At 70.2% G+C, this 15,350-nt stretch carries 15 protein-coding genes; 9 read left to right on the top strand and 6 right to left on the bottom strand.

Annotated features, from left to right (window positions below; genetic code table 11):
- Positions 1–329: 329 nt before the first annotated feature.
- Together AB0I23_RS00155 and AB0I23_RS00150 are read left to right on the top strand one after the other, a co-directional pair.
- The gene (locus tag AB0I23_RS00155; protein ID WP_359105224.1) at positions 330–2,180 is read left to right on the top strand and encodes a DEAD/DEAH box helicase; all 1,851 of its coding nucleotides are present in this window, start codon (positions 330–332) and stop codon (positions 2,178–2,180) included.
- 160 nt (positions 2,181–2,340) lie between these two features.
- Entirely contained in the window at positions 2,341–3,180 is an 840-nt protein-coding gene (locus AB0I23_RS00150) for an alpha/beta fold hydrolase (RefSeq protein ID WP_359105221.1), read from the top strand.
- A gap of 1 nt (position 3,181) precedes the next feature.
- Here the strand turns inward: AB0I23_RS00150 and AB0I23_RS00145 are convergent, their stop codons facing one another.
- On the bottom strand, positions 3,182–4,069 hold the full coding sequence (locus tag AB0I23_RS00145; RefSeq protein WP_359105219.1) for an NYN domain-containing protein: 888 nt from the start codon (positions 4,067–4,069) through the stop codon (positions 3,182–3,184).
- 210 nt (positions 4,070–4,279) lie between these two features.
- Here AB0I23_RS00145 and AB0I23_RS00140 point away from each other — a divergent pair, with 210 nt between their 5' ends.
- Positions 4,280–4,432: a hypothetical protein gene (locus AB0I23_RS00140; RefSeq protein WP_167747282.1), complete on the top strand. Its 153-nt coding sequence runs from the start codon at positions 4,280–4,282 to the stop codon at positions 4,430–4,432.
- A 77-nt stretch (positions 4,433–4,509) separates the two neighbouring features.
- Here AB0I23_RS00140 and AB0I23_RS00135 read toward each other — a convergent pair whose 3' ends face one another.
- From AB0I23_RS00135 to AB0I23_RS00125, 3 genes are all read right to left on the bottom strand, one after another.
- Positions 4,510–5,115, bottom strand: coding sequence for a MarC family protein (locus tag AB0I23_RS00135; protein ID WP_037688898.1), 606 nt, complete (start codon positions 5,113–5,115; stop codon positions 4,510–4,512).
- Between the two features lie 275 nt (positions 5,116–5,390).
- Positions 5,391–6,257 carry a PHP domain-containing protein gene (locus AB0I23_RS00130; protein ID WP_359105215.1) on the bottom strand — a complete coding sequence of 289 codons (867 nt, stop codon included), beginning with the start codon at positions 6,255–6,257 and terminating at the stop codon, positions 5,391–5,393.
- Between the two features lie 107 nt (positions 6,258–6,364).
- Positions 6,365–7,009, bottom strand: a complete 645-nt coding sequence (locus AB0I23_RS00125) for a DUF6758 family protein (RefSeq protein ID WP_359105213.1) — start codon at positions 7,007–7,009, stop codon at positions 6,365–6,367.
- 157 nt (positions 7,010–7,166) lie between these two features.
- Here AB0I23_RS00125 and AB0I23_RS00120 point away from each other — a divergent pair, with 157 nt between their 5' ends.
- Positions 7,167–8,399, top strand: coding sequence for an MFS transporter (locus AB0I23_RS00120; RefSeq protein WP_359105210.1), 1,233 nt, complete (start codon positions 7,167–7,169; stop codon positions 8,397–8,399).
- Positions 8,400–8,487: 88 nt separating this feature from the next.
- Here the strand turns inward: AB0I23_RS00120 and AB0I23_RS00115 are convergent, their stop codons facing one another.
- Positions 8,488–9,123, bottom strand: a complete 636-nt coding sequence (locus AB0I23_RS00115) for a suppressor of fused domain protein (RefSeq protein ID WP_359105208.1) — start codon at positions 9,121–9,123, stop codon at positions 8,488–8,490.
- Positions 9,124–9,532: 409 nt separating this feature from the next.
- Here AB0I23_RS00115 and AB0I23_RS00110 point away from each other — a divergent pair, with 409 nt between their 5' ends.
- Entirely contained in the window at positions 9,533–10,648 is a 1,116-nt protein-coding gene (locus AB0I23_RS00110) for a magnesium and cobalt transport protein CorA (protein WP_359105205.1), read from the top strand.
- 13 nt (positions 10,649–10,661) lie between these two features.
- A complete protein-coding gene (locus AB0I23_RS00105; RefSeq protein WP_359105202.1) occupies positions 10,662–11,180 on the top strand; it encodes a hypothetical protein in 519 nt (172 codons plus the stop codon).
- A 127-nt stretch (positions 11,181–11,307) separates the two neighbouring features.
- Here the strand turns inward: AB0I23_RS00105 and AB0I23_RS00100 are convergent, their stop codons facing one another.
- On the bottom strand, positions 11,308–12,072 hold the full coding sequence (locus tag AB0I23_RS00100; RefSeq protein ID WP_359105200.1) for a hypothetical protein: 765 nt from the start codon (positions 12,070–12,072) through the stop codon (positions 11,308–11,310).
- 201 nt (positions 12,073–12,273) lie between these two features.
- Here AB0I23_RS00100 and AB0I23_RS00095 point away from each other — a divergent pair, with 201 nt between their 5' ends.
- From AB0I23_RS00095 to AB0I23_RS00085, 3 genes are read left to right on the top strand one after another with little or no spacing between them, the layout of a single operon-like run.
- Positions 12,274–13,548, top strand: a complete 1,275-nt coding sequence (locus tag AB0I23_RS00095) for a magnesium transporter MgtE N-terminal domain-containing protein (RefSeq protein ID WP_359105197.1) — start codon at positions 12,274–12,276, stop codon at positions 13,546–13,548.
- Entirely contained in the window at positions 13,538–14,095 is a 558-nt protein-coding gene (locus AB0I23_RS00090; protein ID WP_359105194.1) for a DUF1003 domain-containing protein, read from the top strand. The genes AB0I23_RS00095 and AB0I23_RS00090 overlap by 11 nt, the downstream gene beginning before the upstream one ends.
- A gap of 45 nt (positions 14,096–14,140) precedes the next feature.
- Positions 14,141–15,274: an Mrp/NBP35 family ATP-binding protein gene (locus AB0I23_RS00085; RefSeq protein WP_359105192.1), complete on the top strand. Its 1,134-nt coding sequence runs from the start codon at positions 14,141–14,143 to the stop codon at positions 15,272–15,274.
- Positions 15,275–15,350 lie beyond the last annotated feature (76 nt).

Below are 15,350 nucleotides of genomic sequence, written 5' to 3'. Positions count from 1 at the left end.
GCGGGCGATTTGAATGAGGATGCCCGGTCGGTGGCCCGATCGGCTCCGACCCGACAGCCCTCCACGCGGGGCGTACGCCACGTACGACCGCAGATGAGGGGCCCCCTCAGCGGCACGAGCGCTCGAGCGACGGCAGTGGTCCCGCGCCACCCGGCCCATCCACGGCCGGATGACCAACCCCGGCACGGTACGACCCCCAGCGTTCGCCTCGGACCGCGTCTCACAGAAGAGGCAGCACCCTGACTACGTTCCGAGACCTCGGGATCCTTCCCGAGACGGCCGAGGCCCTTGAGGCCGTCGGCATTGTGTCCCCCTTTCCCATCCAGGAGATGACGCTCCCCGTCGCACTCTCCGGCTCCGACGTGATCGGACAGGCCAAGACCGGTACCGGCAAGACGCTCGGTTTCGGTCTTCCGCTGCTGGAGCGCGTCACCGTCCCCGCGGACGTCGAGGCGGGCCGGGCCAAGCCCGAGCAGCTGACCGAGGCGCCGCAGGCGCTGGTCGTCGTCCCCACCCGTGAGCTCTGCCAGCAGGTCACCAACGACCTGCTGACCGCCGGCAAGGTGCGTAACGTCCGCGTTCTCGCGATCTACGGCGGCCGTGCGTACGAGCCGCAGGTCGAGGCCCTGAAGAAGGGGGTCGACGTGATCGTCGGCACCCCGGGCCGCCTGCTCGACCTGGCCGGCCAGCGCAAGCTCGACCTGTCGCACGTGCGGGCCCTCGTCCTCGACGAGGCCGACGAGATGCTCGACCTGGGCTTTCTGCCCGACGTCGAGCGGATCATCACCATGCTGCCGCCGACCCGCCAGACGATGCTGTTCTCGGCGACGATGCCGGGTGCGGTCATCGGCCTCGCGCGGCGCTACATGTCGCAGCCGACGCACATCCGCGCCACCTCGCCCGACGACGAGGGCGCGACCGTCGCCAACATCTCGCAGCACGTCTTCCGTGCCCACTCCATGGACAAGCCGGAGATGGTCTCGCGGATACTGCAGGCCAACGGCCGTGGACTGGCGATGATCTTCTGCCGTACCAAGCGGACGGCCGCCGACATCGCCGAGCAGCTGGAGAAGCGCGGTTTCGCGTCCGGCGCGGTCCATGGCGACCTCGGCCAGGGCGCCCGTGAGCAGGCGCTGCGCGCCTTCCGCAACGGCAAGGTGGACGTACTCGTCTGCACCGATGTCGCCGCCCGCGGTATCGACGTCGAGGGTGTCACCCACGTCATCAACTACCAGTCGCCGGAGGACGAGAAGACGTACCTCCACCGCATCGGCCGGACCGGCCGTGCGGGCGCCAAGGGCATCGCGATCACCCTGGTCGACTGGGACGACATCCCGCGCTGGCAGCTGATCAACAAGGCGCTGGACCTGAAGTTCCCCGACCCGGTCGAGACGTACTCCACGTCGCCACACCTCTTCGAGGCGCTCGACATCCCGGCCGGCACCAAGGGTGTCCTGCCGCGCACCGAGCGGACCCGTGCGGGTCTGCGGGCCGAGGAGATGGAGGACCTGGGCGAGACGGGCGGCCGCGGCCGCAAGCCGTCCGGGCCGTCGACACCTGCCGTACGGGAGGAGCGGGCGCCGCGTACGCCGCGTCAGCGTCGTCGCACGCGGGGCGGATCCGCGCTCGCGGACGGCGCCGCTGCCGCGGTGCCGTCCCCGGCCACGGAGCCCGTGCAGGCCGCGGTTGCCGCGTCTGCCGCTGACGCCCCGGTGGAGCCGCGTACGCCGCGACGCCGTCGCCGTACGCGGGTCACGGCCCCGGATGGCGCGGCCGAGGCCGCGGTGGCCCTGGCGGAGGCTCCGGTCGTCGTCGGGACACCGGCCGTCGTCGAGGCGCAGGCCGAGGCCAAGCCGCGTCGCCGTCGGACCCGCACGGTCGCCAAGCCTGCGGACGAGGTCGACTTCCAGATCGCGCCCATGGCCGAGCCGATGGTGGAGGCGAAGACGGTGACCAAGCCGCGGCGCCGCGCCCGGATCGTCGCCAAGCCGGCCGAGGACGAGGTCGACTTCCAGATCGCGCCGATCGCCGAGCCCGAGCCGGAGAGGCCGCGTCGGCGGACGCGGGCCGCGGCGAAGCCGAAGGCGGAGACCGTGGTGGAGGTTCCGGTCGCGGAGGGCGAGGCCAAGCCGCGGAGGCGGCGGGCGCCGCGCACCGCGGCGGCCAGGACCGAGGGCTGAGCACACGCCGACGGTTGTTCGGGGCTCTGCCCCTGACCACGCTCCTCAGCGTGCCGGAGGGGCTTGATCGTGCCGGACGGGCTCGAGGACATCCTCGAGCCCGTCCGGCGTTTCAGGACGCCGCCGGCCCATCCGGTGCGCGAGGACATAGCCTCGTGTCATGAGTCGGCCGCCCACCTTCACCCCGCCCTCCTGCACCCGCGTCCACGCGCTGCCCACCGCGCGCGGGGCCTTCGCCGTGCTGGATGCCGCGCCGCCCGACGAGCCGCGCGGCACCGCCCTTCTGCTGCCCGGATACACGGGCAGCAAGGAGGACTTCATCGCGCTCCTCGAACCGCTCTCCGCCGCCGGCTACCGCATCGTCGCCGCCGACGGGCGCGGGCAGTACGAGACCGACGGAACGGACCGTCAGGAGGACTACGAACAAATCGAGTTGGCTCGCGATGTGCTCGCCCAGGCCGACGCGCTCGGCAGCTCCGTGCATCTTCTCGGGCACTCGCTCGGCGGGCAGATCGCCCGCGCCGCCGTGCTGCTCGACGCCTCACCGTTCCGTTCGCTGACGCTGATGTCCTCCGGCCCCGCCCAGGTGGTCGAGGCGCAGCAGATCAAGGTGAAGATGCTCAGCGAAGCGCTCGCGACGCTGAGCATGGCCGAGGTGTGGGACGCGATGCGCGCCCTCGACCCGCCCGAGGACGCGGTGGCCGCGAACGGCAAGGGGCTGCGCCGGCGTTGGCTGCGCCACCGTCCCGCCCAGCTGATCGCCACCGGGCGGCAGTTGGCGACCGAGCCGGACCGGGTGGCCGAACTGGCCGCCGTACCGCTGCCCGTCCATGTGCTCTCCGGCGAGCGCGACGACACCTGGCCGGTGCCACTGCTCGACGAGATGACGCAGCGGCTCGGCGCGCACCGCAGCCGGATCGCGGGCGCCGAGCACTCCCCCAACACGGACCGCCCGGAGCAGACCGCTGCCGCGCTGGTCGCCTTCTGGGACGGCGTGTAGCTCAGTACTGCGCCTGCAGGTGCTGCCAGAAGCCGTCGCGCAGCGCGCGGCGCAGATGGGCGTGGCCGCGCAGCGAGTGCTGGAGCAGCCGTTCGGCCTCGACCAGCAGGTCCTGGTCGACGGAGCCCGGCAGGTAGGGGTGTCCGGGCAGCAGGTCGGCAAGGGCGTCGCGGCCGCGGGCGGAGAGCCAGGAGGCGGCGATCTGCGCGCCGACGAAGCGGACGTCCTCACGGGAGGGGGCCGGAGTGTCGTCCTCGTACGTGGTGACGGGACGCCTGGTGACGTACGGGCGGCAGAAGTCCAGGTCGAAGGTGCGCTGGCTGTCGACCTCCCAGAGCAGCGGTTCGGCCTGGTTGCGCCCTTCGCCCGCCTCGATGCCCCAGAGGTGGACCCGGGCCCCGTACCCCTGGGCCGCCTCGACCGCCGACACCAGGTCCTCGTCGCCGCCGACGAGCGCCGCGTCGCTGATGGCGCGGTGCCGGGCGAGGGATTCGAGGTCGGTGCGGATGAGCGAGTCGACGCCCTTCTGCTGGTTGTTGGCGTTGAGGTTGCCGAGTCTGACCTTGACGTCGGGAAGTTCGGCGATGGACTGCTGCTCGACCGTGTGGATCCGGCGCCTGGCGCCGTCGTACCAGTACACGCGCAGGAGCCTGCTGTCCGCGAAGATGGTGCGGGCCTTGTCGATGAAGGCCTCGATCAGCCCTTCCGCGTCGAGGTCGAAGGAGCGCCGGTCCTCCGTGCCGGTGACGAGCAGCCCGGCCGCGGCGTACACATAGCCCGCGTCCACGAAGATCGCGTGGGTCGAGGGGGTCTTGGACACCTCGGCGAGCATGCGCTGGAGCAGCTCGTTGGTGCGGTCCAGGCGTTCGCTGATCTCCGCCTCGTTCATGCGGACCTCATTGTCCGCGCACGGCCGTTTTCCCACTGGTCCTTAGACATCCAAAAAATTTCCTTAGCGTAGGGAATGTTTGCTGGTGGCAAGCCGTTGTACACCCTGTGGAGTGCGGGACGCCGATGTCCGACGCTCCACATCCTTGCGGACGGGTCACCCGTCCTCCCAGTAGTTCTCCAGCAGGAGGATCAGACGAAGGGAAGCCATATGCGCTTCGAGATCATGCGACTCGACGATGTCGACGGTACCGCCGTGGACAGCACCGTCGTGGACGCCGCCTCCGTCAACCGGATCGTGCAGCAGGCCGCCTCGATAGGCCAGCGCATCTATATCCGCCCGGCCGAGAACTCGGCTTCGTAACGCCTCACCGACGCACAAAGACGAAGCGCCCCCGCACGGACGGTCCGTACGGGGGCGCTGTGGTGTCCGGGTCCGCGTCAGGAGTTCTGGATGACCTGGGTGACCCCGTTGATGATCTGCTGCACGGCGATGGCCGAGAGCATCATTCCCGCGAGCCTCGTCACCAGGACGACGCCGCCGTCCTTGATCACGCGGATGATCAGCAGCGAGTAGCGCATGGTCAGCCAGAGCACGACGTGCATGGCGACGATCGCCGTCCAGACCGAGACCTGACTCCCGAAGCTGTCGGCGTGCTGCACCGCAAGGATCACCGAGACGATCGCGCCGGGGCCGGCGAGCAGCGGCATGCCCAGCGGTACGAGCGCGACGTTGACGTCCTTCGTCTGCGTCGGTTCGTCGGTCTTGCCGGTCAGCAGATCGAGCGCGATCAGCAGCAGGAGCAGCCCGCCCGCGATCATCAGGGCGGGGACGGAGACATGCAGATAGTCGAGGATCTGCTGGCCGAGTACACCGAAGACGGCAATCACACCGAAGGCGACGGCAACCGCCTGGAGCGCCATCCTGCGCTGCATCTTGGCGGGCCGGCCGGCGGTGAGGGCAAGGAAGATCGGGGTGATTCCGGGCGGATCCATAATCACAAAAAGCGTGAGAAAGAGGGATCCGAAGACAGCAACGTCGAACACAGTGAGGCCTTGCGAGAAGAGAACGGGTCGAGACAGGACGTGCGCAGCCCGCAGCCATGAGCGGCCGGGCGTGCAAGAAGGAATGAGGAGGGGCGAGACGCGCGGACAGGTGCTTAGAGGCCGCGCAGACAGGTGGGGTGGAGGACGGAGCGGGGCGAGGGGCAAGTCTGGCAAGGCGGAGGAGGGAGGCGACGCGGAGCGTCGTCGACCGACGACAACGCCGCCGGGCGCCGCCCATCGGCACGCGACGCCGCCCCACCTGTCTGCGCGGCCTCTTACGCGTGGCGGGGCCCGCCGGCGCCCGGCACCGGGAAGGCTCCCGTGGCGCGCCGGGTGATTTCGCCGTAGATCTCCGGGTCGGTGGTGTACTCGCCGAGCTGTACGGTCTTCCGGCTGCCGTGGTAGTCGCTGGAGCCGGTGGCCAGCAGCCCCAGTTCCTTGGCGAGCCCGCGCAGCCGTGCCCTGGTCGGCTCGTCGTGGTCCATGTGGTCGACCTCGATGCCGTCGAGGCCCGCGGCGGCGAGCCGCGCGATGGCCGCCTCGGGCACCACTTCGCCGCGCTTGACGGCGAGCGGGTGGGCGAAGACGGTGACGCCACCGGCGGCCTTGACCAGTCGGATCGCGTCGAACGGGTCGAACTCGTGCTTCTGCGCGTAGGCGCGTCCGCCGTCCGCGAGCCACTCGGGCGTGAAGGCGTCGGAGACCGTCTCGACGACACCGAGCTCGACGAGCGCGGTGGCGATGTGCGGCCTGCCGACCGAGCCGCCCCCGGCGATCTCGGCGACCCGCTCCCACTCGACCGGGACGCCGAGCTCCTGGAGCTTGCGGACCATGGTCTTTGCGCGCGGCACCCGGTCGTCCCGCACCAGTTCGCGTTCGCGTGCCAGTTCCGGCTCGTCGGGGTCGAAGAGGTACGCGAGCACGTGCAGCCCCACGCCGTCGATCCGGCAGGAGAGCTCCGCGCCGGTGACGAGGGTGAGGCCCTCGGGGAGCGCGGCGATCGCCTCGGCATGGCCGCGGACGGTGTCGTGGTCGGTGAGGGCGACGACATCGAGGCCCGCGGCGGCGGCGTTCCGCACCAGCTCCGCGGGGCTGTCCGTACCGTCCGAGGCGGTGGAGTGGGTGTGCAGGTCGATGCGCACGACGTGTACTCCAGTGCTCGCAGCCGGACAGGGGGAACGCCCAAGGATAACCGGCATTCGAACAGCGCCCGGCCGGTCACAGCGGCGGCCGGGCGGGCAACCGGCGGTCAGGGCCGGTCGAGCAGCCGTGGTGTGAGCGCCCCGCACGGCACGAGGTCGGCTTCCGCCCCGGCCTCGCGCAGATCGGTCAGTATCAGCTCGTCGTACATCAGCAGCCCGGACTGCTCCGGCCAGACGATCGCCCAGAGCCAGAGCCCGCGCGCCTCACCGGCGAAGACCGCCCGGTCCTCGGGGGCGCCCTTGACGTGCCAGAGCGAGGTGGGGCGTCCGGCGGCGAGCACCTTGGCGTCGGGAGGTCCGTCGACATTGAGGTACGGGCCGGGGTCGGGGCCGTCGATCCCGGCGTAGCGCGCACCGAGTCCGACCCCCAACTCCTCGGCGACGAGCAGCAGCTCGCCCATACCGCCGAGTGGACCAGGGCCCGAGCAGGCGACGACGGTGGCGCGGCCGCCACTGCGGTCGTCGCCCGCGTACGCGACACCGGTGAACAGCCAGCCGACCGGCAGCGGCCAGGGCATCCACACCGGCACTTGAGCGCGGGCCACCACCACCCCGAGCGCCTCGACGCTGGGCGGAATCACCGGCTGCAGCGGAGACACGGCGCCATGCACCGCGCACTGCCAGGTGTCGGCGAAAAGACCGGGCGCCCTGACCCGGCCTCCGCACTTCGGGCAACTGGGTTCGCCCCTCATAGCGACCAACGGTCCTCCGCGGCTGTCGCCGCGTCAAGGACGATCACCCGTCCGCAGCGTGGCTCCCATCAGGGACATTAGATGTAACTTGCAATCATTAGTTCCTCTAATTTATTCTGTGCATAACGCATCGATCTAGTGGAGAGCGAGAAGGCCCATGCAGGGAGAGGATCCGTTCGATGAAGGGGCGGGCAGCATCCTGCGCCAGCCGAAGGCCGTCTGGGCCACCGCGGGCGCCTCTGTTGTCGCGTTCATGGGAATCGGGCTGGTGGACCCGATCCTGCCGTCCATCGCCAAGGGGCTCGAGGCGACGCCCAGCCAGGTGTCCCTGCTCTTCACCTCGTACTTCCTGATCACCGCGGTCGCGATGCTCGTCACCGGCTTCGTCTCCAGCCGGATCGGCGGCCGCAAGACCCTCCTGACCGGTCTCGCGCTCGTCGTCGTCTTCGCCGCCCTCTCCGGCACCTCGTCGTCCGTCGCGGAACTCGTCGGCTTCCGGGCCGGCTGGGGGCTCGGCAACGCGCTCTTCGTCTCGACCGCGCTCGCCGTGATCGTCGGCGCGGCGGCCGGCGGCAGCTCGGCGGCGATCCTGCTGTACGAGTCGGCGCTCGGCCTCGGCATGGCGTGCGGGCCGCTGCTCGGCGCACTTCTCGGCGACGCCAGCTGGCGCTACCCGTTCTTCGGCACCGCGGTCCTGATGGCGATCGGCTTCATCTGCATCACGGCGTTCCTGAAGGAACAGCCGAAGCCCGCCCACAAGACCTCACTGCTCGACCCGGTCAGGGCGCTCGGCCACGGTGGCCTCGCCTCGGTCGCGACGTCGGCGTTCTTCTACAACTACGCCTTCTTCACGATCCTGGCGTTCACGCCGTTCGTGCTGAACATGACGCCGTACAAGTCCGGCGCGGTCTTCTTCGCCTGGGGTCTGCTGCTCGCGGTCTTCTCGGTGCTCGTCGCGCCCCGGCTGCAGAAGCGCTTCGGCTCGCTCAAGGTGCTCGGCGCCTCACTGGTGCTGCTCGCCGCCGACCTGCTGATCCTCGGCTACGGCAACCACACCACGGCCATCGTCTGCACGGTCGTCTCCGGCGCCTTCATCGGCATGAACAACACCGTCTACACGGAGCTGGCGCTCGGCGTCTCGGACGCGCCGCGCCCGGTGGCGAGCGCGGGTTACAACTTCGTCCGCTGGTTCGCCGCGGCAGCCGCCCCGTACCTCGCCCCCAAGATCGAGGAATGGAGCAACATCCACATCCCGTTCGTGGTCGCCGCGGTCGCGGCCGTCGTCGGCGCCGCCGTCGTCTGGGCCCGGCGCACGGCGCTGACCCACGAGGCGGAGGAGCTGGAGCCGAAGCACGCCGCCGAGGACGGCGTCACGGTCTTCGCCGACTGACCCTTGCGCGAACCCTGTTCCGCCCCGCCCGCGGCTCCCCCTCCTGGCCTCGCGGCGGGGCTTCCCCCCTGTCCGTATGGCGTTCGTCTCAGTCCAGCGTCACAGAGGTACGCAGCGGATCCCGCAGATCCGTCCCGTGCGACAGCCACCGCTCCTGGAGTTCCTGCGCCCCGCGGACCCGCTTCCACGCCGCCTCGTTGTGCGTCATCGGCAGCAGCGGCAGGAACCGCACCGGCTCCATCGGCCCGCCCGTCTCCGGGCCGCCGCCCCCCACGGAGCCGCTGCGCGGCGCAGGCTCATTCAGTTCCAGGTCCTCGACCAGCCCTCCCGGCTCGGCGACCAGTACGGAGCAGAACGGCGCCCCGGGCCACAGCGGTTCCCCCAGGTCCAGCGAGGCGCCGGGAGCCACAATCAACCCCTCGACCTGCGGGGAAGCCGCCAGCACGGCCAGCGCGCGGAGCACCTTGTCCGTGTCGGCGAGCCCAGCCCGCACGGAGAGAACGAGTTCGGCGCGCGGCCCTTTCACCGGGTCCGCGAGGGCCGCGGTCGGATCGGACATCGGCCGGGCGGACATGCCGAGCGTGGCGTAGCGCACCACATCGCCGTCGATGAAGCGGAGTATCTCGATCCGGTCCGTGCCGAGAAATGTCACCGCGGCGCGCGCGTCCGGTTCACCGAGAGCCGTACGGAGCCGGGCCTCGACCAGAGCAAGAATTTCTTCCATGCCGCGAGCATAGGTCGCGTATGGAACGGGCAAAGTAAGGGATTGGCCCGGAGCCGGCTGATAGTCTTGGCCGCTGGTCGGGACAGCACGCAGAAGCGTCGCTCTCAGTCCCGACAACACGTCATCCCCCACGGGGGACCGGCTGGAGGAGGTGGGGCTGCAATGGATCGAAGTCGATCGTGCAGTACCAACCGCTCTTCCGCCCCTCACCCTTCTTCGGTGATCTGACGCCTCCCCCGTCAGGACCCTGGGCGTTGCGCACGACGGAAGAGCATTCCTTTTTTGCCTGTCTGTAGCGAACGCCGTCATCGCGCCGCCGCGGTGCCGCCCGCTTTGCGGACGTGAGCACACGTCCCCATTCCGGGCTGTTCCACGCGCCCGACGACGGCCCTCCGTGAAGGAGCCAGCCATGTCGATGATCCGCGACCTGCGCGCCGCCGTGCGCCCGTCCCTGCGCAAGCCCAACGCCCTGCACAGCAGTTACGACACCACCCGTGACCCGTCCGCCTCCAGCGCGGTCGTCGACTGCGCTGTCTACCGCGACGGACGCCGCGTGGAGAGCGCCGGCTGTCTGACCCCGCACGAAGCGATGCTTCGGGTACGCGAGGACGGCGGCTTCGCCTGGATCGGCCTGCACGAGCCGACCGAGGAGGAATTCGCCGGGATCGCCAGGGAGTTCGGCCTCCACCCGCTCGCCGTCGAGGACGCCGTCCACGCCCACCAGCGGCCCAAGCTGGAGCGGTACGACGACACGCTCTTCACCGTCTTCAAGACCATCCACTACGTCGAGCACGCCGAGCTCACCGCGACCAGTGAGGTCGTCGAGACCGGTGAGGTGATGTGCTTCACCGGCCGGGACTTCGTCATCACCGTCCGGCACGGCGGACACGGCTCGCTGCGGGCCCTGCGCCACCGGCTGCAGGACGACCCCGAGCTGCTCGCCAAGGGACCTTCGGCGGTCCTGCACTCCATCGCCGACCATGTCGTCGACGGCTACATCGCCGTGGCCGGCGCCGTCCAGGACGACATCGACGAGGTGGAGATCGAGGTCTTCTCCACCCCCGCGAAAGGCAGCCCGCGCGGCTCGGACGCAAGCCGCATCTACCAGCTGAAGCGTGAGGTCCTGGAGTTCAAGCGGGCCGTCTCCCCGCTGCTGCGGCCGATGCAGCTGCTCAGCGAACGGCCGATGCGGCTGGTCGACCCGGACATCCAGAAGTACTTCCGGGACGTCGCCGACCACCTGGCGCGGGTGCACGAGGAGGTCATCGGCTTCGACGAACTGCTGAACTCGATCCTGCAGGCCAACCTGGCGCAGGCGACCGTGGCGCAGAACGAGGACATGCGCAAGATCACGTCCTGGGCGGCCATCATCGCCGTACCGACGATGATCTGCGGCGTCTACGGCATGAACTTCAAGCACATGCCGGAGCTGCGGTGGACGTACGGCTATCCGATGGTGCTGGGCGTCATCGGGGTCGTCTGCTTCTCCATCCACCGCTCGCTCAAGCGCAACGGCTGGCTCTAATAGAGTTGACAGCATGACTGCTGCTGTCGCTGACTCGCTGCTCGGACCGGCCCTCGTCGAGGAGGCCACCAAGAAGTCCGGCCTGATCTGGGTGCGGGGCACCGGGCCCGCACGGGCGCTGTGGCACGTATGGCACGAGGGCGCGGCCCATCTCGTCGGGGACGGCCCCGGCGAGCAGCCGTTCCCGGCCGGTCTCGCCGACGGGTCCGCCGCCGAGGTGACCGTGCGCAGCAAGGACAAGGGCGGCCGGCTGATCGCCTGGACCGCCGCCGTGACGGAGCTCGCGCCGCACTCCGAGGAATGGGAGGCGGCGGTCCCCGAACTCAAGGGCAAGCGGCTGAACGCGCCGGACGCCGAGCAGATGACCGAGCGCTGGGCGCGCGAATGCCGGGTGCTGCGGCTGACGCCCGGCGAGTTCCGTACGGAACTGTCGGACAGCTCGCACGCCGCGGCGCCGCTGCCGACCCCGGCGACCACCCGCCACCCCGTCCCCGACGCCCTTCTGCGGTTGCTGCTGAAGCGCCGCCGCTAGGGCGTGTGTCGGAAGTCCCGCCGTCCGCCCGAAGGGCGGGCCCGGCGGCGTCCAGTGCGTGCGATCGCAGGACATCGCACGGCAGACAGCCGTGTGACGACCAGGACTGGAGCTGACGCCTGCGGCGTCACGAGGCCGTCTTGGGGAGCTGCTGCCCGTAGTCGACGGTGTCGTCCTTGGCCGGGGCTTCCAGCATGAAGTCCTTGCCCCAGTCGGCGAGCGTGATGATGCCTCCGCCGCCGCCACGGGCGAACCGCAGTGGATACGGCGTGCCCTTCAGTGAGACGTCGAGTGCCCCGCCCTCACCCTTGCCGCCCAGGATCTGGATGGTGCGGACGGAGCCGACCTTGCCGCGGTCACCCTTGTTGACCTTGCCGTGCAGCGTGAGCATCCCGTCGAGCAGGGTCTTCATGTCCGTGAAGCCGCGCAACTGCTTGTACGTCGGGTCGTCCTGCGGGACCTTCACATACTTGTCCTGGAGCTTGTCCCCCGCCGCCGCACCGGAATCGCTGCTCTGCTTGTCCTTCTCCTCATGGCTCCAGAAGCCGGAGTCAGCCTTCAAATAGACCTGGTCACCGATCCGCAGCAGCTCGAACGTGCTGCTCTTCGAGGTGACGGAGCCCGTGCCGCCGTCCTCCTTGAGCCGCATATCGAGCTTGTACGTGCCGCCCTTGCTGACCAGTGTCCCGGCCAGCCGCACCGCGTCCGCGGAGGCAGCCGCCGCCTGCGTCTTCTTCTCGATCTGGGCCGCCGGGAGTCTGCCGATGCCGTTGGTCCCCTTGTCCGGATCCTCGTCGCCGCACGCCGTCAGGGCCGCGGTCAGCCCCGCACAGAGAACGACGGCAAGAGCGGTCCGGCGGCGGGTCCGGACGGGCGGGACAAAAGAGGTCACAGGCGCACTGCCTCTCATCTGCGGGTCGGGGCTGGCAGACCGCAGCGTACCCGTGTCGCCTGCGCCGGACGGCGCAGAGCCGTACGGACTGCTCACCGGGCCGACCCGGAGCGGTACGGGCTAGCCTGATCCCGTCATAACGGTGGAATTCACCCCTGAACGGACCACATCCTCGCTACGGGACGGAAGGAGGCACAGAGCATGGTGGCAGGCGCCCCCCGGGTCTTCGTCTCGCACCTCTCCGGCGTGCCGGTCTTCGACCCCAACGGGGATCAGGTGGGCCGGGTCCGCGATCTGGTGGCGATGCTGCGGGTCGGCGGCCGTCCGCCCCGGCTGCTCGGCCTGGTCGTCGAGGTGCTCAGCCGCCGCCGGATCTTCCTCCCGATGACCCGGGTGACGGGGATCGAGTCCGGTCAGGTCATCACCACCGGCGTCGTCAACATGCGGCGCTTCGAGCAGCGGCCCACCGAACGCCTCGTGCTCGGCGAGTTCCTCGACCGGCGGGTCCGCCTCGTGGAGACCGGCGAGGAGGTCACCATCCTCGATGTCGCGATCCAGCAGCTCCCGGCCCGCCGCGACTGGGAGATCGACAAGTACTTCGTACGCAAGGGCAGGGGCGGGGCGCTGCGCCGCAAGGGCGAGACCCTGACGGTCGACTGGTCGGCGGTCAGCGGGTTTTCTCTGGAGGAGCACGGACAGGGGGCCGAGTCGCTGGTCGCCACGTTCGAGAAGCTGCGCCCCACGGATGTGGCCAACGCCCTGCACCATCTGTCGCCCAAGCGCCGGGCCGAGGTCGCCGCCGCGCTCGACGACGACCGGCTCGCCGACGTCCTGGAGGAGTTGCCCGAGGACGACCAGGTGGAGATCATCGGCAAGCTCAAGGAGGAGCGCGCCGCGGACGTCCTGGAGGCGATGGACCCCGACGACGCGGCCGACCTGCTGTCCGAACTGCCCGAGGCGGACAAGGAGCGGCTGCTGACGCTGATGCGCCCGGACGACGCGGCGGACGTGCGGCGGCTGATGGCGTACGAGGAACGGACCGCAGGCGGTCTGATGACGACCGAGCCGATCATTCTGCGGCCGGACGCAACCGTCGCCGACGCGCTCGCGCGGGTCCGGCAGGCGGATCTGTCCCCGGCGCTCGCGGCCCAGGTGTACGTGTGCCGCTCCCCCGACGAGACACCGACCGGCAAGTACCTGGGCACCGTGCACTTCCAGCGGCTGCTGCGCGATCCCCCGTACGCCCTGGTCAGCTCGATCGTCGACAGCGATCTCATCCCCCTCGCTCCGGACACTCCGTTGCCGGTCGTGACGAGCTATCTGGCCGCGTACAACCTGGTCTCGGTGCCGGTCGTGGACGAGAGCGGATCACTGCTCGGCGCGGTGACCGTCGACGACGTACTCGACCACCTGCTGCCCGAGGACTGGCGGGAGACCGACTTCCACGGTGGGGAGGAGGTCGCCCGTGGCCGGTGAGGACCGCGCGAAGGGAGCGCCGGCGGGTGCCTCGGGCATCGCGCGCCCGCCCCGTTCCCGGCTGGACCAGCCGAAGGCCCCGCGGCGTCGGCTGCTGCCCGATTACGACCCCGAGTCGTTCGGCCGGCTCTCCGAACGGATCGCCCGGTTCCTGGGCACCTGGCGCTTCATCGCCTGGATGACCCTGGTCATCATCATCTGGGTGGTGTGGAACGCCTTCGCGCCCGTGACGTGGCGGTTCGACGGGTACCCGTTCATCTTCCTGACGCTGGTCCTGTCGCTCCAGGCCTCGTACGCGGCCCCGCTGATCCTGCTCGCGCAGAACCGGCAGGCCGACCGCGACCGGGTCACCTACGAGCAGGACCGCAAGCAGAGCGAGCGCTCCATCGCGGACACCGAGTACCTCACCCGGGAGATCGCGTCGCTGCGCATGGGTCTCGGCGAGGTCGCCACCCGCGACTGGATCCGCTCCGAACTGGAAGACCTCGCGAGGGACCTGGACGACCGGCAGGCCCGGTACCCGGCCGAGAGTGACGAAGACCGCTGACGGATGCTACTCGCGCGTAGGACCAGGCGCCGTAACATCGTCCGTATGGCTACCGAAGACGCGGTGCGCGAAGCGCTGGCGACAGTGAACGACCCGGAGATCCACCGACCGATCACCGAACTCGGCATGGTCAAGTCGGTCGAGATCGCAGCTGACGGTGCGGTCGCTGTCACGGTGTATCTCACTGTCTCCGGCTGCCCGATGCGCGAGACCATCACCAAGAACGTGACCGACGCGGTGGCGAAGGTCGAAGGCGTCACGCGGGTCGACGTCACGCTCGACGTGATGAGCGACGAACAGCGCAAGGAGCTCGCGTCGTCGCTGCGCGGCGGCACGGCGGAGCGCGAGGTGCCGTTCGCCAAGCCCGGCTCGCTGACCCGGGTGTACGCGGTGGCGTCCGGCAAGGGCGGCGTGGGCAAGTCGTCGGTGACGGTGAACCTGGCCGCGGCGATGGCGGCCGACGGCCTCAAGGTCGGCGTCGTGGACGCGGACATCTACGGGCACAGCGTGCCGCGGATGCTCGGCGCGGAAGGCAAGCCGACCCAGGTCGAGAACATGATCATGCCGCCGTCGGCGTACGGCGTGAAGGTCATCTCCATCGGCATGTTCACCCCGGGCAACACCCCGGTGGTGTGGCGCGGGCCGATGCTGCACCGCGCACTGCAGCAGTTCCTCGCGGATGTGTACTGGGGTGACCTGGACGTCCTGCTGCTCGACCTGCCGCCGGGCACCGGTGACATCGCGATCTCCGTGGCCCAGCTCGTGCCGAACGCCGAGATCCTCGTCGTCACGACCCCGCAGCAGGCCGCGGCCGAGGTGGCCGAGCGGGCCGGCTCGATCGCCGTACAGACCCACCAGAAGATCGTCGGCGTCGTCGAGAACATGTCGGGCATGCCGTGCCCGCACTGCGACGAGATGGTCGACGTGTTCGGTACCGGTGGCGGCCGGAAGGTCGCCGAGGGCCTGACGAAGACGGTCGGCGCGGAGGTCCCGGTGCTCGGCTCCATCCCGATCGACGTACGCCTGCGCGAGGGCGGCGACGAGGGCAAGCCGGTGGTCCTCTCGGACCCGGACTCCCCGGCCGGCAAGGCGCTGCGCACGATCGCCGACCGGATCGGTGGCCGTCGGCGCGGTCTGTCGGGCATGTCGCTGGGCATCACCCCCCGCAACAAGTTCTGAACCACGGTCCCTCTGACGGGGCCACAACAAACCGCCGGGCGGGGCACGTCGGCCCCGCCCGGCGGCACTGTCGCGC

Origin of the sequence: Streptomyces atratus (assembly GCF_040655115.1) — a bacterium.
Classification (GTDB): domain Bacteria; phylum Actinomycetota; class Actinomycetes; order Streptomycetales; family Streptomycetaceae; genus Streptomyces; species Streptomyces atratus_D.
Note: the sequence above shows the minus strand (reverse complement) of the source record. Positions and strands in the feature narration are given on the sequence as shown.